The sequence below is a fragment of the Johnsonella ignava ATCC 51276 genome (assembly GCF_000235445.1).
GTDB classification, from domain to species: Bacteria; Bacillota; Clostridia; order Lachnospirales; family Lachnospiraceae; genus Johnsonella; species Johnsonella ignava.
This window is the reverse complement of record NZ_JH378829.1, coordinates 384,266-405,791: the sequence shown is the minus strand read 5'-3', so window position 1 is coordinate 405,791 and position 21,526 is coordinate 384,266. Positions and strand designations below refer to the sequence as shown.

The following is a 21,526-nucleotide window of genomic DNA, read 5'->3' as shown; positions in this document are numbered from 1 at the left end:
TATAACTAACCTAGCCTATCTTTCCGAAATACTGGTAGCCGCTTTCCTTGTTACAGAACCTTTTAACGAAGGTCTGGAGTTTTGTTGTAGGAGAAAGCACCCTTTCAATAGATACATCATGGTTAAGCGAATTTATTATAGCGGCTAAAAACTTGCTTATATCAGCCTCTATATACCAGGGTTTGTTAAAAATCTCAGGGTCTTTGTAATTAAGGTTCGTAGTGCATACATAGTCTATAATTTCTTTGTGGTAAGCCTCATCAAATTGTGAAAAACCGTTTGTAAAAAGTCCGAATGTGGCACAGACTATAACTCTTGCGGCATTTCTTGATTTAAGCTCCTTAGCCGTATCAATCATGGATTCACCTGAGGAAATCATATCATCAATGATTATAACGGTTTTTCCGTCAACACCGTCCCCTAAAAACTCATGTGCCACTATGGGATTACGACCTCCTACAACCTTTGAATAATCACGTCTTTTATAAAACATTCCCATGTTTACACCGAGATTATTTGCAAGATATACGGCTCTGTGCATAGCTCCCTCATCAGGACTTATAATCATAAGATGTTCTTTGTCAACCTGCATATCGGGAATAGTTGTAAAAATAGTTTTAACCAGATTGTATGTAGGTAAAAAATTGTCAAAACCGTGCAGAGGTATGGAGTTTTGTACTCTCGGGTCATGGGCATCAAAAGTAATTATATTGTTGACACCCATTGAAACAAGTTCCTCAAGTGCATAGGCACAGTCAAGAGACTCTCTTTTTATTCTTTTGTGCTGCCTGCCCTCATACAGGAAGGGCATTATTACAAAAACTCTATGTGCAGTCGAAACACTTGCACTTATAACCCTTTTCATATCCTGATAATGGTCATCAGGAGACATATGGTTTACAAAGCCGTTTACGGTATAGGAGAGTGAATAATTGGTTACATCAGCCATGACAAATAAATCAGTGCCTCGTACCGATTCATTTATTATGCACTTGCCCTCACCGGTACCGAATCTGGGACACTCAAGGTCAAGAAGATAACTCTCCCGTTCATATCCTCTGTAATGCAGGCTTTCTTTCCTTTCTGCAAGCTCTTTCATATCATTCTGTCTAAAAGTAACTATATGTTTATTTACCTTGTCGGCAAGTTCCATACAGCCTTTTAGGGCTGCAATCTTTAACGGGGCAACCGGAAGCTGCTCACTGAATGCGTAACTGTCTGGCATGAGTTCCTCCAAAAAAATCTTAAATATATTATCGTATATAGTGTACTAAAAATACATTTATAGTCTAACATTTTTATATGCTATTAGTCAATCTTACATATTCTTTTTTCTTTATATATTATATTACAGTTCTTTATAATCTTAGGCATAAGTCAATTTTACATCTTATTTTTTTGTTAATCCGATGATGCTGCCCGCTTCTTTTCTTTACAAAAATTATATAAATTGCTAATATATGTATGGCACGGCTTTTAAATATAAATGGAAACGGAGAAGTATGTGAGATCCAGAGGACATTTGATAACATCAGTCGCTCCCGGATCCATAGCCGAAGAACTTGAGATAAAACCGGGAGACAGACTTTTATCCATAGACGGGCATGAAATCAGTGATGTATTTGATTACAGATTTTATGTCAATTCAGCCGGCATGAATATGCTTGTGCTTAAAGAGGACGGTGAGGAGTGGGAGTTTGATATAGAGCATAACTATGAAGATATAGGGCTTGATTTTGATCTGGGGCTTATGAGTGAATGTAAATCATGCACAAATAAATGTGTATTCTGCTTTATAGACCAGATGCCTCCGGGCATGAGGGAAACCCTATATTTTAAGGATGATGATTCAAGACTTTCCTTTTTGCAGGGAAATTATGTAACTCTTACCAATATGAATATAAATGACATAAAGCGGATAATAGAGTTTAAGCTTGCACCTATAAATATTTCAGTACATACTACAAATCCGAAACTGAGGGTCCGTATGCTGCATAATAAATATGCAGGGAGCTCACTTAAATATATTGACATGCTTTATAAGCATAATATACCTATGAACGGGCAGATAGTTATGTGTAAGGGGTATAATGACGGAAAGGAACTTGAAAGGACTATAACGGATTTAATTAAATATGTGCCTGTTATGGAATCGCTTTCAGTAGTGCCGGTAGGCATTACAAAATTCAGAAAAGGTCTTGCCAGGCTTGAACCCATAGACAGGGAAAGCGCCTGTGAGACCATAGATATTATAGAAAAATACCAAAAGACCGTTATGGATAAACATGGCATACATTTTGTACATGCAAGTGATGAGTTTTATCTGCTTGCAGGCAGAAAAATACCTGAAGAAAGCAGGTATGACGGATATATACAGCTTGAAAACGGTGTAGGTATGCTGAGGCTCTTAAGACAGGAAGTGAAGGCGGCAATAAAGCAGGTAAAAACCGGATATAAAAATGGTCGATATAAAAGTGATAAATACAAAGGTCATAAATGTAAAGGCGGTATGGCAATAAACATGCCGTCTGATGCAGGGGGCAGCCATACAGGCAGATATGATGACATGCCTCAGAAAAAAAGGGTTGTAAGTATAGCGACCGGCATGCTTCCTTCAGATACTATAAGTGAACTTGCCGGGAAAGTTGAAGCCGCTTTCGGCGATATAATCGTAAAGCTCTATACTATAAAAAATGATTTTTTCGGAAATAATATAACGGTAACCGGACTTATAACCGGAGGAGATCTTATAAAACAGCTTAAGGGGAAGATGCTTGGAGAGAGATTGCTTCTTTCCGTAAATATGTTCAGAAGCGGAGAAGAGGTGTTTTTGGACGATTTAAGCAGAGCCGATGTCGAAAAGGAGCTTGGAGTAAAGGTGGTTATAGTAGGAAGAAGCGGATATGATTTTGTAAGTGCCATACTTGATGATGAATATACTGAAGTTAATGAAAACAGTGCATATGAGCCTGAAAAGCTCTGATAAGTTTTGAAAATAAGCATTGTTTTTTGTTTGCAGCTATTATCCGACGGCTGTTATATTGAGTACAAAATATAAGAAAGGTTTAAGGTAAATGTGATGGGAAAGCCGGTAGTGGCAGTAATAGGAAGGCCTAATGTAGGAAAGTCGACACTTTTTAATGTTATAGCGGGAGACAGCATATCCATAGTTAAAGATACCCCCGGAGTTACAAGAGACAGGATATATGCGGACTGTAATTGGCTTGATATGAATTTTACGCTTATAGATACAGGAGGTATAGAACCTGAAAGCACCGATATAATATTGTCGCAGATGAGACAGCAGGCACAGATTGCCATAGATAACGCAGATGTTATAATATTTATGACCGATGTAAGACAGGGTCTGGTTGATGCGGATTTAAAGGTTGCAGATATGCTCAGAAGGTCGGGAAAGACCGTAGTGCTTGCCGTAAATAAGGTTGACAGTATTCAAAAATTCGGCAATGATGTGTATGAATTTTATAATATGGGAATAGGCGATCCTATGCCTATATCGGCAGCCTCAAGACTGGGAATAGGTGATTTGCTTGATGCGGTATGCAGTCATTTTGATAAGGCATCGGCATCACAGGATATACAGGATGACAGACCGAAGATAGCTATAATAGGCAAACCTAATGTGGGAAAATCGTCTATAATCAATAAACTTATAGGTACCAGCCGTGTTATAGTATCTGATATAGCAGGAACTACAAGAGATGCCATAGATACGGTTATAGTACATAATAAAAAGGAATATGTATTTATAGATACCGCAGGCATAAGAAGAAAAAGCAAAATAAAAGAGGAACTTGAGAGATATAGTATAATCAGAGCGGTTACGGCAGTGGAAAGAGCTGATGTAAGCATACTTGTGATAGATGCACTTGAGGGTGTAAGTGAACAGGATGCGAAGATAGCAGGCATAGCACATGACAGAGGAAAGGGAGTTATAGTGGCGGTAAATAAGTGGGACCTTGTAACAAAGGATAATAAGACCATGAATGAGCATCTTTCAAACTTAAAACGAATACTCTCATTTATACCCTATGCCGAATATATATTTATCTCAGCAGTAAGCGGACAGCGTCTGTATAAACTGTTTGACCTTATAGATATGGTGGTTGCAAATCATGCACTCAGGATACAGACCGGAGTATTAAATGAGATAATCTCCGAAGCGGTTGTACTTCAGCAGCCTCCGTCAGACAAGGGAAAAAGGCTTAAAATCTTTTACAGTACACAGGCGGCTGTCAAACCGCCAACTTTTGTAGTATTTGTAAATAACAAGGAACTTATGCATTTTTCATATGTAAGATACCTCGAAAATAAAATAAGAGAGGCATTCGGGTTCAGAGGAGTGCCTATAAGGTTTATAATAAGAGAGAGACAGGATAAATAATTTTACAATGAAAGGTCAGGAGTTATGATATTTTATGCTATTATCAGGAGGATAATACTTCTTGCGATAGGGTATATGACCGGCATTATACAGACCGGGTATATATTCGGGAAAACTAAAAAGCTTGATATAAGAAATTACGGAAGCGGAAATGCAGGTACTACCAATGCACTCCGTGTTATGGGAGCAAAAGCCGGGCTTATAGTGTTTATAGGCGATTTTTTAAAATCATTTATACCATGTATAGCGATTTTGTATATATTTAGAAATCATCCGGGATATAAGTATACCTATATGCTTTATATAGGATTTGGAACGGTGCTCGGACATGATTTTCCGTTTTATCTTAATTTTAAGGGCGGAAAGGGTGTAGCTTCCACAGCCGGTGTACTTACAGCACTTGATGTGCGTATAATGGCAGCCTGCCTTGTGGTATTTTTAGCAACTGTTATAAAAACCAGATTTGTATCGCTTGCCTCTATATTGGTAATGTTTGTATTTGTGGGCATGTGCTTTATATTTTCGCATTACTGGTTTACAGGACTTGGCACCGGCGCACTGGTAGAGTTTCGCATATTGAGTGCGGCAATAGGAGTTTTGTCGATTTACAGGCATAAGGAAAATATTAAGAGGCTTATAAACGGCAGCGAAAATAAGCTTTTTTCAGGAAAAAAGCAGTCTTGAGAATAAACGAAAATAGGATATTAATTAAAATAGGACATTAATTAAAAAGGGGAAATATCAAAAATGAATATATGCAGGGAGAATATGAATAAAAGTTATGATACAAAGCAGTATGCCTTTTACCAAGGAACAGTGGAGCTGTCTGCGTGTGAGAATGGAGGCTCCTGAAAATACAAAATACATAATACCTTATATAATAAAGGTACTTGAAAAAAAACATGTCTGCAAAGAAGGTGCGGCGTGCCGTATCATTGCTCTGTGATAACGGCTATCTTCAAGGACGTGAGTATATAATAACCGAATACGGCAGAAAAATTTACGAGAATTATATAACTGCATGGCAGGCATTGTGCCATGCCCATGAAAATATAATACCCGAGAAATCTGAACGTGAAATGACAGCCGACTACCTTATTACGGTGTATCCTAAGTCCGCATTGTTTGAAATTGCGGAAAAATACAGGGAGGAACAAAAAAGGCTGCAGTTTTGTCGGCATCTGATGCTGGGCGGTTAAAAATCCGGTCGGTACAGGTTTTAATAAGCGTGAGGAAAGGCGGTTATGAAACATATTGTTAACGGTGTTTGTGTTACACTCGCTTTTATAAGTCTTTTCATAGGAAGTATAGGCATAGTTGTGCCTATACTTCCGTCAACACCGTTTTTTATACTTGCACTTGCATTATTTGCAAAGGGTTCAAAAAAATTTCACGGCTGGTTCATGTCAACCGGGATTTATAAAAAACACCTGCATGATTTTGTAAGTACACGTTCTATGACTAAAAGTACTAAAATCAGGGCACTTACCATAATAACTCTGTTTCTGGGGGCGGGAATTATATTTTCGCCCCCGTTTGTAAAAGCTGTACTTTTAGTCGTGCTTGTGTTACATTATATATACTTTATATTCGGTATAAAAAGCAGGGGAGATTCCATATGATAAATAAACGCCTTATGCATCTTATGGGGGAATCGGGAAGATATATTATAAAAAATGTTTTTTGGCAGTGGTGTATACTGCTTTCATCAATAGTAAGTGCAATTGTCTCGGTAAAATTAATCAGCGACTTTGATTTTAAAACAATTTCAATAAGGGATGCCGGTTATTTTATAATAATAGCTGTATCGCTTTTTACCAGATTTTTCGCTTCACGTATGGCGGCGGCAGCCTCATGTATGTCAGGCAAAGAGGTTAAGAAGGTACTTAGGACGGGGCTGTATAAAAAACTTGTCGGTCTTGGTGCTTCCTATCATGAAAAAGTACCTACTGCGGAGGCACTTCAGGTAGCGGTTGACGGAATTGAACAGCTTGAGGTATATTTCGGCAGTTATCTGCCGCAGCTTTTTTACAGTATACTTGCACCGCTTACACTTTTTATAGTATTGTCATTTTACAGTTTCAGGGCAAGTCTCATCCTGCTTGTATGTGTTCCTATGATACCGGTGTCAATAGTGGCGGTTCAAAGTATTGCAAAAAGGCTGCTTAACAAATACTGGGGCATATATACCGGACTTGGTGATCATTTTCTTGAGAATTTACAGGGGCTTTCCATATTGAAGCTTTACGGCAGAGAGTTGCAGCGTGGAGTGCAGATGGATGAAGAAGCTGAAAGATTCAGAAAAATCACCATGAAGGTTCTTATGATGCAGCTTAATTCGATAATAATTATGGATATAATAGCATACGGCGGTGCCGCACTCGGCATGGCGGTATGCCTTATTGAGTTAAAAAATGGCAGAATTGACTTTTTCAGTTTTTTAACACTTGTATTTTTATCAGCAGATTTTTTTATACCTATGAGACTTTTAGGCAGTTATTTTCATGTGGCTATGAACGGTATGGCGGCACTTGACAGATTGTTTGCAATTATGGATCTGCCTTCAGACGGTTCTGCAGGCAAAGATATTGCTGTAAATAACTTTGTATCAGGCTTTAAGATGGAAAATGTAAGCTTTTCATATAAAGGCAGTAATGAAGATAAGGTGCTTGACGGTTTTTCAATGGAGATACCGAGAAAAGGCATGGTTTCTCTTACAGGGCTGTCGGGCTGCGGTAAAAGTACTGTCGCCGGCTTGCTTTCAGGCAGGTATAAAGGTTATGACGGCAGCATAAGACTTTCAGGCACGGAGCTTTCCGATATATCCGAAAAGAGCCTGATGCAGGCAGTTACACTTGTAAGGCATGACAGCTATATATTTAATACAAGTATAAGGGATAATCTTCTTGCAGCCGCACCTGATGCTTCTGACAAAAGACTTTATGAGGTGCTTGATGAGACGGGACTTTTAGATTGTCTGAATAGCCGTGATGGACTTGATACCGAACCGGGGCAATGCGGGGCAAGTCTTTCAGGCGGACAGAAGCAGAGACTTTGTATAGCTCGTGCACTGCTTCATAATACTCCTTTTTATATATTTGATGAGGCGGCTTCAAATATAGATGCAGAAAGTGAGGAGCGGATAATGAAGGTAATAAGAGCACTTTCATCACGCTGCGGGGTTCTTTTAATTACTCACCGCCTTAAAAATGCTGAAGGTTCAAAATGCATTTATATGATGAAGGACGGGCATGCGATAGAAAAAGGAACCCATGAAGAACTTATGGAGCTTAATAAGGAATATGCAGAGCTTTATAAAAAGCAGGAGGAGCTTGAAAGCTATGCATTGTCTGCAAGAAAAAATGAAAATATTAAAAATATGAAAATCTCTAAAATCACTGCTGCCTTTAAGTCTGAATTGTCTATAAAGACCGGGAGGGAACGTCATGCGTAGATCGGGCATAAAGATAATGGGAAAGCTTATACGTCTTATAAAACCGCTTATACCGACTATGTTTGCGGCTATTGTAATGGGGGTTTCAGGATTTTTATGTGCTATTTTTATTACAATCACCGCAGTAGCAGCCGGTCTTAAAATCATAGGAATGCCTGTAAGTATATTTTCGGCATTTACACTTAGGGGTATGTTTGTTATAATGGCACTTATGGCAGTGTTTAGAGGGGTACTTCACTATGCGGAGCATTATTGCAATCATTATATAGCTTTTAAACTGCTTGCAGTATTAAGGCATAAGGTTTTTGCCGCACTTTGCAGACTTGCTCCGGCAAAGCTTGAAGGCAGGGACAGAGGAGAGCTGATTTCAGTTATTACAAGTGATATTGAACTTCTTGAAGTCTTTTATGCACATACCGTCTCACCGGTTGCCATTGCCGTTATTACAGGTATTTTTATGGCAGGTTTTATAGGCAGCTTTAATGTAATGTGCGGTATACTTGCAGTACTGGGATATCTTGTTATCGGTGCTGCAATTCCGCTTGTAAACGGCAGAATAGGAAAACAGCCGGGAATGAAATATAATAAAGCTTTCGGCAGGATGAACGGTTTTGTGCTTGACAGCTTTAGAGGCATAGAAGAGAGTATACAGTATGAAAATACATATGCCGTGGAAGATGAGTTTGAAATACGAACCGAGGATCTTTTTTTAGAGCATATGAAGCTTACACTTCTTTCGGGTACAAGCTCAGGGGCGGCAGGTATATGCATTTCGATATTTTCATTTGCTATGCTGTTTTTAAGCTTTTATCTTTTTTCAGAAGACAGGCTTGGATTTCAGGAAGCAGTTATTGTTACAACGGCGATGATGGGGTCATTCGGACCGGCTGTCGCTTTGTCAAACCTTTCAAACAGTCTTAATAAGACACTTGCTTCAGGGGAACGTGTGCTTGCACTGCTTGAGGAAAAGCCTGAAACTGAAGAAATTATAGGTTGTGAAAAAATCGGATTTTGCAGTGCAGGATTTAAGAATGTGAGCTTTTCATATAAGGATAAATTTCCCGACGGCAAACTTTCCGGTGATAGTACTCTATATAATAAATCCGCCGACAGTAAACTTTCCGACCATAAGATCGTATCCGATAAAATCCTTGAAAATATGAATCTCCATATAAAGGAAAATGAGATTTTAGGGATACATGGAAAGAGCGGTTCGGGTAAATCTACCATGCTGAGGCTTTTAATGCGCTTTTGGGATGCGGATGCCGGCAGGGTTGAGATATCGGAGAGGGATATAAGGCATATAAATACATCGGATCTTCATGAAATTGAGGGTTTTGTAACACAGGAAACTGTGCTGTTTCATGATACAATAGCAGGCAATATAACACTGGGAAAATCGGGTGCATGTAGTGAAAAGATAATAGAAGCTGCCAAAAAGGCTTCTATACATGATTTTATTATTTCACTTCCGGACGGATATGATACTATGGTAAGCGAACTTGGAGAAAGCCTTTCAGGCGGACAGAGGCAGAGAATCGGTCTTGCCCGTGCCTTTTTTCATGATGCACCTTTTCTGCTGCTTGATGAACCGACTGCCAATCTCGACAGCCTTAATGAGGGCATAATACTTAAGGCACTGCATGATGAGAGGCATATGAGAACGGTGATTTTGGTATCGCACAGAAAATCAACACTTAACATAGCTGATAGGATTTATGAGTTTGATCAGATTAATGCGGCAGGCGGTTAGGATATCAGCCGGTGCCACTTTTAATAATAGTTAAAAAGGGAGTATGGAATACTGTGGTGTTTCCGCTCCCTTTTAAAATTAGATTTTAGGAGAAAGATAAAATGACTGAAAAAAAGGCGGAAAAAATATATTTTTTAAACGGTATAAAAGGTATGTCGGCTATAATTGTCGTAATATACCATCTTCTGTCTGCCGTTTATCCTCCGATTATAAACAAAACTGCACTTATACGACCTGAAAGTCTTTTTCTTACAAAGATAGGCATTTCACCTTTAAACATCTTTTTTGACGGAGATTTGGCAGTAGCCTTTTTCTTTTTAATAAGCGGATTTTTTAATGCAAAGACATCCTTTAATACTGAATTTAATGGCGATTCGGGAAATTTTATTAAAAAATATCTGGCTTTGGAACCGTATAAAAATCTTTATAAAAGATATATAAGACTGACGCCATATATTTTTATATCGGTGATGCTTATATATATAAGTCTGAAAACCGGGCTTAATAAAAGTCATGAACTTGCACAGGCGGCTCAGTCAGGTTGGCTTTTTCAGTTTTATAATGAACCTGTTAATCTGGGAAGTACATTGGCAGAAGCGCTATATGGGAATGTTTTTTTCGGAGTGTGTAAGCTGAACCCTATATTATGGTGTATGCATTATATACTTTTAGGCAGTTGTTGTGTTGTTATAACGGTTGCTATAGTTATGGGCAGGGATTCTAAGCATAGGGCAATGATATATACAGCTTTATTTACTGTAACTATGCTGGCAAGAACATATATTTCAGTTTATTTTATAGCTGTTGCTTTGTACGATTATTATAATGAACGTGATAATATAAAAATACCCAGATATATCTATATGGCAGCCTTGTTTGTCGGATTATTTTTTGCCTCATATCCGGCGGAATTTCCCACGGATAATACAGTTTATGCTGTAATGTCGGCTATATTTGATACTCCTGTGTTCTGGCATTATATAGGTGCGGCTTTAATTATATTTGCTTTTTTCGGCATAGAAGAGCTGCAAAAGTTTATGTCCTGTAGGATATTACTTTTTTTAGGGGATATTTCCTATGAGATATATATACTTGGATTTTTACTTCAAAATACCGTATTTGCAAGTATATTCCTATATTATTACAATAAAGGATATTACGGACGGGGATTTTTAATCGCAACAGTTGTAACATTTGCACTTCTTATCATATTATCAGTCATCTTAAAAAAGGTCTATTACAATTTTGAAAAAATATGCACCGGCATGTTTGCTTCTGTAAAGGAACGATTATTAAACTGCAGTTTCATCAGATAACTGTGTACGTCATAAGCTTCCGATAAAAAGCAAAGCAGTCGTAAAGTGCGATTATCAGGGCATTACATTGACATAGAACCGGTGTAATGGTACAATGAAATTGTTTGATTAAAGCCAGAGTATGTATAAATGCAGCTCTTTATTTTCATATAATTAATCTATACGGAGGTGGCAAACATGCCAAAGATAGCAGTTATAGGAGCAGGGACATGGGGAACATCACTTGGGGCGCTGCTTGATGACAATGGCCATGAAGTGGTAATATGGTCGGCATTAAAGCCGCAGATAGAGTCTTTAAGCAGTACTTACAGACATGAGAATCTGCCTGAACTTATAATTCCACGAAGTATAAAATTTACTCCAAATATTGAAGAGGCTATGGAAAAGGCGGATATGATTGTACTTGCAGTGCCGTCAATCTATACGAGGCGGACCGCCGGACTTATGAAACGGTATTATAAAGAAGGTCAGGTGGTTGTAAATGTAGCAAAGGGTATAGAGGAGGGGACAAATCTAACGCTTATACAGCAGATAGAAGATGAGATACCGGGAGTAAATGCCGCCGTACTTTCCGGTCCGAGTCATGCCGAGGAGGTGTCAAGAAAGCTTCCCACAACCTGTGTTGCAGGTGCAAATGATATAAAAACTGCGGAATTTATACAGAATATGTTTATGAACCCTGTATTTCGGGTTTATACCTCATCAGATATTATAGGTATAGAGATAGGAGGTGCACTTAAAAATGTTATAGCACTTGCGGCAGGTATAGCTGACGGACTTGGGTACGGTGATAATACAAAAGCTGCACTTATAACCAGAGGTATAGCCGAGATATCAAGGCTAGGTGTAAAGATGGGCGGGCATTTCCAGTCATTTTACGGGCTTTCAGGCATAGGCGATCTTATAGTAACATGTGCAAGTATGCACAGCAGAAACCGTCGTGCAGGTATACTTATAGGAAAAGGAAAGAGCATGCATGAGGCTATGGATGAAGTAAAGATGGTGGTTGAAGGAGTATATTCCGCAAAAGCTGCAAAAGCTCTGTCATTAAAGCATGGGGTTGAGATGCCTATAGTAAATGAAGTAAATGCCGTGCTGTTTGAGAAAAAAAGCCCTAAGACGGCGGTTGACAGTCTTATGTTAAGAGACAGGATAGCGGAAAACAGCGAGCTTGCATTTTAGAAATCCAGTTTTATATTTTGAATATTTGTCGTATTTAGAAGTGCAGCATAGACTTAAAAACAGGTTATAGGCATATTTTAAAACATAAAAATTTTCATAATAAATTATATATATATTAAATTATAATTAATAATTAAATACAGTCGTTGGAGTATAATATAGGCTCAGGTATGCTATTTATAAATTAAAAAATGTATAAAAATGCAAGGGAGAAAGATATGAAGAAAATAATTATATATACTTTGGCAGTTATGCTGTCGTCATTTACACTTGCCGCTTGTTCTAACAAAGCCGACAGCGGTAGTGAAAAGAAATCTGAATCACCTGCAAGCAGCGGTAAACAGGATAGTACGGTATCTGAGGAGTCTGACAAATTTGTTATAGGAGGTATAGGACCGCTTACAGGAGAACTGTCTTCTTACGGTATTTCAGTAAAACAGGGTGCAGAATATGCGGTAGACGAAATAAATGCATCAGGAGGATTAAAGATAGGGGATAAGACATATAAGGTGGAACTTGACTTTAAAGATGATGAAGGGGAGCCTGAAAAGGCGCTTACAGCTTATACATCACTTAAAAGTTCAGGTATAAATGCACTTATAGGCGGTGTTACAAGCCAGTCCTCTATGGCAGTGTCAGATCATACCAAGGATGATTATATACTTCAGATAAGCCCCTGTGCTACGGCAGAGGGTATAACTTCAAACCCGAATGTATTCAGGCTTGGATTTACCGATAAACAGCAGGCGGAAGTAATGGCTGATTATGTAGACAGAGAAGATTATGAAAATATAGTTCTTTTTTATAATGAGTCGAATGAATATTCAAAATCAGTACATGATGCATTTGTAAAAAGCCTTAATGACAAGGGCAAGGGAAGCATTATAACTGCGGAAGAGACATTTAATGACGGAGATAATGATTTTTCAAACCAGTTTATGGATATTGACGGCAGTGCACAAACTCTTATAGTGTTTTTCGGCTATAATAATGAGGCTGCCGCTTTAATAGAACAGGCAAAAGAGTTTGACAACCGGTCCGATTTTGTAGGCACTGACGGCATGGATCTTGTGATTGACAAGGTTTCAGACCCCGGGGTGCTTGACGGAACTATATTTACTAGCGATTTTATACCTGTTATGGGAGGAAATAAAGCTGAAAAATTTGCTATCGGTTATACAGGCAAATATAAAGAAACTTCAAACCACTTCGCAGCAGGGGGTTATGATGCGGTATATGCCGCAGCTGAAGCTGCAAAAAAGGCAGGCGGTATTGATAACAATGCACTTGTAAGTGCAATGAGCGAAATCAGTTTTGAGGGAGCCTCAGGAGAGATAAAATTTGACGCTTCAGGTGAGGCGAATCAGAAAGTCGGTCTGGTGTATATAGAAGACGGAAAGTATAATGCAAAGTAGGGGAGCCTATATAGACCGCAATTTTATTGAAATACCAATTATCCTGACATAAAACATAATGCAGGTTGGTGAGATACGACAGGGTGAGTATAAAAAGAGTTAGAAATAATATTTGTCTTATATCCTTATATATAGTATAATTCCACAGGATATAAGAATTATGTAAGTTCAGCCGCTGATTTAGATTAATCTTAAATCAAGGCTGAACTTTTACAAAGATATGAAGAGGATAAATAATGATAATTACCAGAACTCCTTTTAGAATGTCATTTTTTGGAGGCGGAACCGATTTTCCTGAATTCTATCAGCAACATGGCGGAGCGGTTATTTCAACAACTTTTGATAAATACTGCTATTTGACAGTCAGGCATCTTCCCAGATTTTTTGACTATACATCACAGATAGTGTATGCAAGAACAGAATCTGTAAAAAGTGTTGATGAGATAGAACATCCTGCTGTTAGGGAAGCTATGAAATATCTTGATATGAGGGAGCTTAGGATAACCTATGATGCCGACCTGCCTGCACGTTCAGGACTTGGAACAAGCAGCTCATTTGCAGTGGGACTTTTAAATGCTTTTTATGCATTAAAGGGAAAATATGCTGACAAAAGGAAACTTGCTGATGACAGTATTTACCTTGAAAGGGTATTATGTGCTGAAAGCGGAGGAGTGCAGGATCAGATAGCGGCATCATTTGGAGGATTAAATAGAATTAGATTTGGCTCAGGAGGTTATGATGTGGAACCTGTGATAATATCACCTGAGCGTAAAAAAAAGCTTAATGAAAACCTTATGCTTTTTTTTACAGGTTTTTCAAGATTTTCCTCAGATATACAAAAAGGCACTCAGGCTGCTATAAAGGATAAAACAAAAAATTTGCTTGATATATTAGGACTTGTAGATGAAGCGTACAGGGTGCTTACTTCAAAGACTGATTTGAATGAGTTTGGGAGACTGCTTGATTACACATGGAAATTAAAAAAGGGCATAGAAAGTAAGATATCAACAGATGGCATAGACATTCTTTATGATAAAGCCATAAAAGCCGGGGCATTAGGAGGTAAACTGTTAGGTGCAGGCGGTGGGGGTTTTCTGCTTTTTTATGTTGAAGCGGATAAAAAGGAATCTGTAAGAGAGGCACTTGACGGTTTATTGCATGTTCCTTTTGAATTTGAGAATGGTGGAACTAAGGTTATACATTATTCTCCTGAAATTTATGAATTTAAATAGATAGAATATGGTCTTATTGGCTTTACATAACGACCGGTTCGGAAAAGTATTGCAGCTTTAGAGGTATATTTAATGAAATTGCTTATAGATGCCAGAAGCTTAGGGACAAAACCAAGCGGTATAGGTATGTATATTTATAATATAATAAGAGAATTATTGCGATTTTCTGATTATAAATTGGTTTTAATAACTGATGTATCACTAAGTGATGAAATGAAATTATTGGAAAATTTAAATGTAAGAATTTTAAAATATGGAAAGAGTGTATCAAAAAGCTATAAACTGTTTCCATATTATCTTTTTGTGCAGGAATGTATATACAAGGAAAAGCCTGAAATATTCTGGGAGGCAAACAACCTGGTTCCTATAAGGATAAAAAATCCTTACGGCAAATTAATGGTTACAATACATGATATTTTTCCTATCACTGTACCACAGTACTATGGCTGGAAATATGAATATTATTTTAAGTTTGCTTTAAACAAGACAATAAAAAATTTTGATATGATATTATATGATTCAGTTGAAAGTAAAAATGAGACAGAAAAGAAATTTCCTAAAGCCAGAGAAAAAAAGAATTTTGTAAGCTATATTATAATTCCCAGGCTGCCAGGTGTTGAAGTAACTGATAATAACTCTTTCTTATATATAGGAAACCTTGAAAAAAGAAAGGGAACGGATTTGTTATTGAAGGCGTATGAAAAATACAGGCAGTCAGGCGGAGGCAGAGCTCTAAGGCTTTGCGGCAGAGTAAGAGAAAAAAAAATAGAAGAGCTTATAAAAAAACTTAACGAAACATATGGAACTATAAGCTGTCTGGGATATATAAATGAAGCTGAAAAGATCAGGGAATATGCCTCATGTCATTGTTTTGTATTTCCTTCAAAAGCCGAGGGTTTTGGTATTCCGGTTATAGAAGCTATGAATTATAAAAAACCTATAATAGTAACAGAACTGAGTATATTTAGGGAAATAGCAGGAGAAAATATTTATTATCTTCCACATGCAAATGATGATAATGTTATAATAGACAATCTTGCCAAAGCAATGCTTGATGAAAGCTATATAACTGATACAAATAAATATACTGAAATAGTGGAAAAATTTCAGGCTGAAAATATTGGTGAAGGAATAAGGAGATTTTTAGTTAAAAATATAAATTAATGAGTGTATATAATATGGAGCGGAAAAATGATAGAAAAAAATATAAAGACAATTATAAAATATCTGATTCCTATAAATATATTAAGATTTATAAAATATAAACTGGTTCAGAAAAAAATAGATAAAATCGGCAGGATGCATGTTTTGCCATATGATAATGAGTGTTATCCGTATGGCATTAATATTATAGGTCCTATAGGTATGCCGACAGGACTTGGTCAGAGCTGCAGGCTGCTGACCGATGTTGTTTCAAGATGTAATATAGACTATATTATTAAGGATTTTTCGGTGTATGATTATAAGGATAATATAGAAAAATTTCTGCCTAAAATTTCCGAAAAATTAATTTATTCAATTAATTTAATTCATGTAAATATGAATGAAATACATATATTGCTTAAAAGATTGGGTGAGACATTTTTAGATAAAAGGTATAATATTGCATTCTGGCTGTGGGAGATGGAAAATTTTCCAAAGGAATGGGTTCCGTTAATAAATATATTTGATGAGATTTGGACCCCGTCAGATTTTATAAGCAGTTCATTGAAGAAGGTTACAAATAAGCCTGTTTTAACCATGCCGTATGCAGTAACAGCTGAATATGATGCCGGACTAAAGCGTTCTGATTTTAACCTGCCTGAAGATAAATTTCTTTTTTTAATGATGTATGACAGTAACAGCATACGGGAAAGAAAAAATCCTAAATCAATTATAAAAGCTTTTAAGAGTGCATTTAAAAAAACACAGGATGTAGGTCTTGTTTTAAAAATCAGCAATATAAGTAGCAAGGAGCTGAATGAGTTAAAAGATATTCTTAAGGGATATGACATTTATTTTATAAGTGAAGTTTTTGAAAAAAAAGTTTTAAACAGTCTTATAAGGCTTGCAGATGTTTATGTATCACTGCATAGAGCTGAAGGTTTTGGTCTTGTGCTTGCAGAGGCGATGCTTTTAGGAACACCTACTATAGCTACTGATTATTCATCAAATACGGAATTTCAAAATTATGATTCTGCATGTATGGTAGGGTATGATAAGGTTCCTGTAGGCAGAAATATATATCCGTATAAAAAGAATGATTTATGGGCTGAGCCTCATGTATCGGAAGCGGCAGCTTTTATGCTGAGATTATATGAAGACAGGGAATTTTACAACAGTATTAAAATAACTGCACAAAAACATATTAAAACCAAGACGGATATAGAAAGTATTACTTTATTAGTATCTGAACATCTTGGCAGTCTTAAAAAACTTTCTTAAAAATAGGGGAAAATATGAAATTAATTAATGAGTTATATAATTACAGGGAGATGATTTTCAGTCTCGTAAGAAGGGATCTGAAGGGCAGATATAAGGGCTCGGTACTGGGCTTTCTTTGGACCTTCTTAAATCCTCTGTTTCAGCTGGGTATTTATACTTTGGTATTTTCAGTGATACTTGACGGAGGTGTTGAAGATTATTATATGTTCCTTTTTGTGGCATTAGTACCTTGGATTTTTTTTAGCACATCTGTACTTGGTGGTGCAACATGTATATGGGATCAGCAGGATCTTGTAAAAAAAATCTATTTTCCAAGAGAGGTGCTGCCTATATCATTTGTATTAAGTCAGCTTATAAACATGATTCTAAGTATGCTTGTTGTATTTGCATTTCTTGTGTTTTCAGGCAGGGGGATTAATTGGGTGGCAATGTTATGCCTTCCCGTAGTAATAATTGATGAATTGCTTCTTTCACTGAGCATGGCTATGATAGTATCAGGTATAACTGTATACTTAAGAGATATACAGTATATATTAAATATAATTGTAATGGGATGGCAGTTTATGACTCCGGTGTTGTATGGAATTGACAGAGTTCCAAAAGAACTTATGCCGGTTTTTATGTTAAATCCTATGACTCCTGTAATTATAGCATATAGAGATATATTTTATTATAAAAAGGTACCTGAGCTGCAAACGCTGTTTCATGGAAGTGCAATGGGTATAGCAGTCCTGCTTATAGGTATATTTATTTTTTCCAGACTTAAAAGAAGGTTTGCGGAGGTATTGTAAATGAGTAAAAAATATGTCATAGAGGTATCCCATATATCAAAGCACTTCAGAGTTTTTAAAGATAAAGGATATACACTAAAAGATATTGTATTGTTTAAAGCAAGAAGGACATATGAAGAAAGACAGGTAATAAAGGATATAAGCTTTAAGGTAAGAAAGGGTGAGGCGGTAGGACTTATAGGAAAGAACGGGTGCGGAAAAAGCACTACACTTAAACTTCTTACAAGGATTATGTACCCTGACAGCGGAATAATTAATATTAAAGGAAGAGTTTCAAGTCTTCTTGAGCTTGGTGCAGGTTTCCATCCTGATATGAGCGGCAGGCATAATATATATATAAATGCGGCTATATTTGGACTTACAAGAAAGGAAATAGACCTAAGGCTTGATTCAATAATAAAATTCTCAGAGCTTGAAGAATTTATCGACAATCCGGTAAGGACATATTCATCAGGTATGTATATGAGGCTTGCATTTGCAGTTGCGATAAATGTAGATGCGGATGTGCTTCTTATTGATGAGATACTTGCAGTCGGGGATATGTCATTCCAGGCAAAGTGCTTTAACCGGTTAAAGGAGATAAAGGCTAAGGGTGTTACAATAGTTATAGTATCACATTCTTTATCACAGATTGAAGAAATTTGTGATCGAAGTATATGGATAAAAGACGGTATTGTAGAGATGGAAGGTACACCTGAAAAAGTTCATGAAGAATATAAAAAATATATGATGAATAATTAGGAGGAATGATGGCTGTTTGGATGGATCTTACATACACTATGAGTGTATGGAAAGGCGGAGTGGTTGGAATAGTCAGGGCAGAGCTTGAGCTTGCAAAAAATCTTCATAAGATTAATAAAGAAATACGTTTTTGTAAGGCTACGGCAGCCGGTTTTGTAGAGATTGACACGGATTCGCTCTCATGGCTCTGGAACTCTGAAAAAACCGGAGATGCGTATTTAAAGGAAATGAACAGGTATAAAAGTGATGAAAAAAAAGAACCTGAGATGCCTCAGGGGCTTAAGTCAGCATACGGATATTCTCTTGGCAGATATGACAGGATTAAAAGATTAGGCTATATGCTTATAAAAAATACTCCATGGGCTATTAGATTTATACCGTATATATTATTTTCTCCTATATGGCTTATATCTAAAATGATATCGGTTATTAAAAAGAATATAAAAAAAATTAATTTTAAAAACATTTCAGACAGATACTCTAAAATTGAAGGTGCTAGAAAGCAAAAAATAGTATATCCATTTAAAAATGAAGATGTTTTTTTTACGACAGGCTGGACTGCTGTATCAGGTATAATTAAAGAGGAGTATTTATCATATATAAAGGATGAACTTCCTGCTCTTACAGTATCTTATTTAATATATGATTTAATATTTGTAAATCCCGATACTGCTGCACTTTATGATTTTAAAGAAGCTTTTAAAAAATACCTGCTTTGGATAGGGGCTAATTGCGATTATATATTTTATGGAGGAAATACTGCTAAAAAAGATACGGAGAAATTTTTTAAAGAGAACGGATTTCCGATTAAAAAAGGATATGTTCTTAAATTCGGTTCTGATGTGGCAAAAGGTGGAAATGCAGAAGAGTTTGATATAATTAGAAAAAAATACAAATTAGAGAAAAACTATATACTGGCTGTAGGCAGTGTTGATACAAAGAAAAATTATATAACTCTTTATTATGCCTATAAGCATATGACTCTTTTAACATCAAGTGATAAGATACCTCAACTTGTAATTATAGGCGGTAAATTCGGAAATACAAATTTTACTGAATTTGCGGAAACAGATCCTGATATAAAAGAAAAGATAGTATTTTTAAGACCAAGTGATGATGAGCTTGCACAGCTGTACAGAAATTGTCGTTTCAGTGTTTTACCTACATGGTATGAGGGCTGGAGCCTTACGCTTCCTGAATCTTTAGAATTTGGAAAGTTTTGTCTCGCTTCAGATGTTGCACCCTTAAGAGAGATAGGCGGAGATCTGATTGATTATGCGGATCCTAATGATCCTAAAGAATGGGCTGAGAAGATATTATTCTACCTGGAAAATAAAACTGAGCTGGAAAAATTAAATAAAAATATAAAAGAAAAATATAAACCGATCAGATGGTATGATTGTGCTGAGGTATTAAATAATAATTTAATTGATATAAACAAATATAAAATCTATAAAGACAGCCGTTGGAACTATGATTTAAGTCTTGCCTACGCTTTATGTTTACATGATGCACCTGTAAGCGGTATTTTAAGAACGCAGCTTTTGCTGGCAAGATATTTAGGCAGACTATATCCACATATGAAATTTATAGCTTTTAATGAGAGGGAAGTGGTTTATCTTGACAGATTTACCTACCTGCCTTTATTAATGGATGAGCCTATAGATGTGGCATTTGGGAAGATGAAATACAGTCTTAGGAATGACTTTAGCAATAAAACAAACAATATAAATAATGCTGAAAAATTCAGTGATAAAGAGATAATATGGATGTTTATAAGTTTATTCCCGTCAAAGTTTAGAGATAAACTTACAGCCTATGTAATCAGGAAAAAGCTTAATAAGTTGTCAGCAGAAGATAATACAAGATTGTTATATAAAATACCTCTTAAAGAGGATGAAATCGTATTTTCTACGGGTGCCGGATATTCTGCCGATTTATATGCAACTATAAGTGCAGAAAAAAATAAAAATAAATTTAAATTTATACAGCTTATATATGATCTTACTCCAATAGTTTGCCCTCAAGTGCATACTTTGGAAACAAGGACTTTTTATAAACCTTTCCTTAAAAATATATATAAAATATCCGATTATATATTTTTTGGCGGAAAAACTGCTATGCTTGACAGTATGGAGTATGCTAAGAAAAATGGATTTGAAGATAAGGAATCATTTCCTATTAAATTCGGTTCAGACATATCAACTAAAAATATAAAGCTAAATGATAGTACAAAGCTGAAGCTTTTTGAAAAAATAGGTATAGATAAAGATTATATACTTACAGTCGGAAGTATTGAGGCTAGAAAAAATCATGAAATTTTATACAGAGCATATGTAAAAATGCTCCAGGAAAATAAAGATGTACCGCAGCTTGTATTTTGCGGATATCCCGGATGGAAAACCGAATGGCTGCTGGGCATTATAAGCAGAGATGATAGGGTAAAGGATAAGCTTATAATCTATTCACCGTCAGATGAAGAACTTGATATACTGTATAAAAACTGTTTATTTACAGTACTTGCCAGTATATATGAGGGCTGGAGCTTAACTCTGCCTGAAAGCTTAAATTACGGTAAATTCTGTCTATGCACGGATACTCCGCCTCTTAAAGAGATAGGAGCGGATTTATTGGATTATGTAAAGCCGTATGATGTTGCAGGATGGGCTGAAAAAATGATGTATTACGCTAACAACCATGATGAATTAACTTTAAGACAAGAGCAAATAAAATCCGAATGGAAGCCTGTTTCATGGAAAGAATGTGCTGAAAATGTAGGCAAAATTATGGAAGGGTTAACTGTAATATAGGAA

At 36.5% G+C, this 21,526-nt stretch carries 17 protein-coding genes; 16 read left to right on the top strand and 1 reads right to left on the bottom strand.

Annotation, left to right across the window (positions count from 1 at the left end; translation table 11 throughout):
- Positions 1–10: 10 nt before the first annotated feature.
- Positions 11–1,225, bottom strand: coding sequence for a ribose-phosphate pyrophosphokinase (locus tag HMPREF9333_RS01920; protein WP_005539394.1), 1,215 nt, complete (start codon positions 1,223–1,225; stop codon positions 11–13).
- Positions 1,226–1,486: 261 nt separating this feature from the next.
- On the opposite strand from HMPREF9333_RS01920, the gene HMPREF9333_RS01915 reads away from it, so the two are divergent.
- From HMPREF9333_RS01915 to HMPREF9333_RS01840, 16 genes are all read left to right on the top strand, one after another.
- Complete coding sequence (locus tag HMPREF9333_RS01915; protein ID WP_005539393.1) at positions 1,487–2,983, top strand: DUF512 domain-containing protein; 1,497 nt, start codon at positions 1,487–1,489, stop codon at positions 2,981–2,983.
- A 96-nt stretch (positions 2,984–3,079) separates the two neighbouring features.
- Positions 3,080–4,405 (top strand): ribosome biogenesis GTPase Der, encoded by a 1,326-nt coding sequence (gene der, locus HMPREF9333_RS01910; protein ID WP_005539392.1) that lies wholly within the window; start codon positions 3,080–3,082, stop codon positions 4,403–4,405.
- 42 nt (positions 4,406–4,447) lie between these two features.
- Positions 4,448–5,089, top strand: a complete 642-nt coding sequence (gene plsY, locus HMPREF9333_RS01905; protein ID WP_040882105.1) for a glycerol-3-phosphate 1-O-acyltransferase PlsY — start codon at positions 4,448–4,450, stop codon at positions 5,087–5,089.
- A gap of 218 nt (positions 5,090–5,307) precedes the next feature.
- Entirely contained in the window at positions 5,308–5,604 is a 297-nt protein-coding gene (locus tag HMPREF9333_RS01900) for a hypothetical protein (protein WP_156797227.1), read from the top strand.
- Positions 5,605–5,649: 45 nt separating this feature from the next.
- The gene (locus HMPREF9333_RS01895) at positions 5,650–6,027 is read left to right on the top strand and encodes a YbaN family protein (RefSeq protein ID WP_005539390.1); all 378 of its coding nucleotides are present in this window, start codon (positions 5,650–5,652) and stop codon (positions 6,025–6,027) included.
- Entirely contained in the window at positions 6,024–7,859 is a 1,836-nt protein-coding gene (locus tag HMPREF9333_RS01890) for an ABC transporter ATP-binding protein/permease (RefSeq protein ID WP_083816554.1), read from the top strand. The genes HMPREF9333_RS01895 and HMPREF9333_RS01890 overlap by 4 nt, the downstream gene beginning before the upstream one ends.
- Positions 7,852–9,612: an amino acid ABC transporter ATP-binding/permease protein gene (locus HMPREF9333_RS01885; protein WP_005539388.1), complete on the top strand. Its 1,761-nt coding sequence runs from the start codon at positions 7,852–7,854 to the stop codon at positions 9,610–9,612. Before HMPREF9333_RS01890 ends, HMPREF9333_RS01885 begins: the two co-directional genes overlap by 8 nt.
- Positions 9,613–9,713: 101 nt before the next feature.
- Positions 9,714–10,928, top strand: a complete 1,215-nt coding sequence (locus HMPREF9333_RS01880) for an acyltransferase family protein (RefSeq protein WP_005539387.1) — start codon at positions 9,714–9,716, stop codon at positions 10,926–10,928.
- A 177-nt stretch (positions 10,929–11,105) separates the two neighbouring features.
- Positions 11,106–12,110, top strand: a complete 1,005-nt coding sequence (locus tag HMPREF9333_RS01875) for an NAD(P)H-dependent glycerol-3-phosphate dehydrogenase (protein WP_005539386.1) — start codon at positions 11,106–11,108, stop codon at positions 12,108–12,110.
- Positions 12,111–12,328: 218 nt separating this feature from the next.
- The gene (locus tag HMPREF9333_RS01870; RefSeq protein WP_005539385.1) at positions 12,329–13,525 is read left to right on the top strand and encodes an ABC transporter substrate-binding protein; all 1,197 of its coding nucleotides are present in this window, start codon (positions 12,329–12,331) and stop codon (positions 13,523–13,525) included.
- Positions 13,526–13,761: 236 nt separating this feature from the next.
- A complete protein-coding gene (locus tag HMPREF9333_RS01865) occupies positions 13,762–14,757 on the top strand; it encodes a GHMP family kinase ATP-binding protein (RefSeq protein ID WP_005539384.1) in 996 nt (331 codons plus the stop codon).
- Between the two features lie 72 nt (positions 14,758–14,829).
- The gene (locus tag HMPREF9333_RS01860) at positions 14,830–15,921 is read left to right on the top strand and encodes a glycosyltransferase family 4 protein (protein ID WP_005539383.1); all 1,092 of its coding nucleotides are present in this window, start codon (positions 14,830–14,832) and stop codon (positions 15,919–15,921) included.
- A gap of 27 nt (positions 15,922–15,948) precedes the next feature.
- Positions 15,949–17,181, top strand: coding sequence for a glycosyltransferase family 4 protein (locus tag HMPREF9333_RS01855; RefSeq protein WP_005539382.1), 1,233 nt, complete (start codon positions 15,949–15,951; stop codon positions 17,179–17,181).
- 14 nt (positions 17,182–17,195) lie between these two features.
- Positions 17,196–17,972, top strand: a complete 777-nt coding sequence (locus HMPREF9333_RS01850; RefSeq protein WP_005539381.1) for an ABC transporter permease — start codon at positions 17,196–17,198, stop codon at positions 17,970–17,972.
- Complete coding sequence (locus tag HMPREF9333_RS01845; protein WP_005539380.1) at positions 17,973–18,713, top strand: ABC transporter ATP-binding protein; 741 nt, start codon at positions 17,973–17,975, stop codon at positions 18,711–18,713.
- A gap of 8 nt (positions 18,714–18,721) precedes the next feature.
- A complete protein-coding gene (locus HMPREF9333_RS01840) occupies positions 18,722–21,523 on the top strand; it encodes a glycosyltransferase (protein ID WP_005539379.1) in 2,802 nt (933 codons plus the stop codon).
- Positions 21,524–21,526: the final 3 nt, after the last annotated feature.

Coding starts and splice junctions, on each gene's coding strand:
- HMPREF9333_RS01920 (WP_005539394.1), bottom strand. CDS start 1,225: ATGCCAGACAGTTACGCATTCAGTGAGCAGCTTCCGGTTGCCCCGTTA.
- HMPREF9333_RS01915 (WP_005539393.1), top strand. CDS start 1,487: ATGGAAACGGAGAAGTATGTGAGATCCAGAGGACATTTGATAACATCA.
- der (WP_005539392.1), top strand. CDS start 3,080: ATGGGAAAGCCGGTAGTGGCAGTAATAGGAAGGCCTAATGTAGGAAAG.
- HMPREF9333_RS01900 (WP_156797227.1), top strand. CDS start 5,308: ATGTCTGCAAAGAAGGTGCGGCGTGCCGTATCATTGCTCTGTGATAAC.
- HMPREF9333_RS01895 (WP_005539390.1), top strand. CDS start 5,650: ATGAAACATATTGTTAACGGTGTTTGTGTTACACTCGCTTTTATAAGT.
- HMPREF9333_RS01890 (WP_083816554.1), top strand. CDS start 6,024: ATGATAAATAAACGCCTTATGCATCTTATGGGGGAATCGGGAAGATAT.
- HMPREF9333_RS01885 (WP_005539388.1), top strand. CDS start 7,852: ATGCGTAGATCGGGCATAAAGATAATGGGAAAGCTTATACGTCTTATA.
- HMPREF9333_RS01880 (WP_005539387.1), top strand. CDS start 9,714: ATGACTGAAAAAAAGGCGGAAAAAATATATTTTTTAAACGGTATAAAA.
- HMPREF9333_RS01875 (WP_005539386.1), top strand. CDS start 11,106: ATGCCAAAGATAGCAGTTATAGGAGCAGGGACATGGGGAACATCACTT.
- HMPREF9333_RS01870 (WP_005539385.1), top strand. CDS start 12,329: ATGAAGAAAATAATTATATATACTTTGGCAGTTATGCTGTCGTCATTT.
- HMPREF9333_RS01865 (WP_005539384.1), top strand. CDS start 13,762: ATGATAATTACCAGAACTCCTTTTAGAATGTCATTTTTTGGAGGCGGA.
- HMPREF9333_RS01860 (WP_005539383.1), top strand. CDS start 14,830: ATGAAATTGCTTATAGATGCCAGAAGCTTAGGGACAAAACCAAGCGGT.
- HMPREF9333_RS01855 (WP_005539382.1), top strand. CDS start 15,949: ATGATAGAAAAAAATATAAAGACAATTATAAAATATCTGATTCCTATA.
- HMPREF9333_RS01850 (WP_005539381.1), top strand. CDS start 17,196: ATGAAATTAATTAATGAGTTATATAATTACAGGGAGATGATTTTCAGT.
- HMPREF9333_RS01845 (WP_005539380.1), top strand. CDS start 17,973: ATGAGTAAAAAATATGTCATAGAGGTATCCCATATATCAAAGCACTTC.
- HMPREF9333_RS01840 (WP_005539379.1), top strand. CDS start 18,722: ATGGCTGTTTGGATGGATCTTACATACACTATGAGTGTATGGAAAGGC.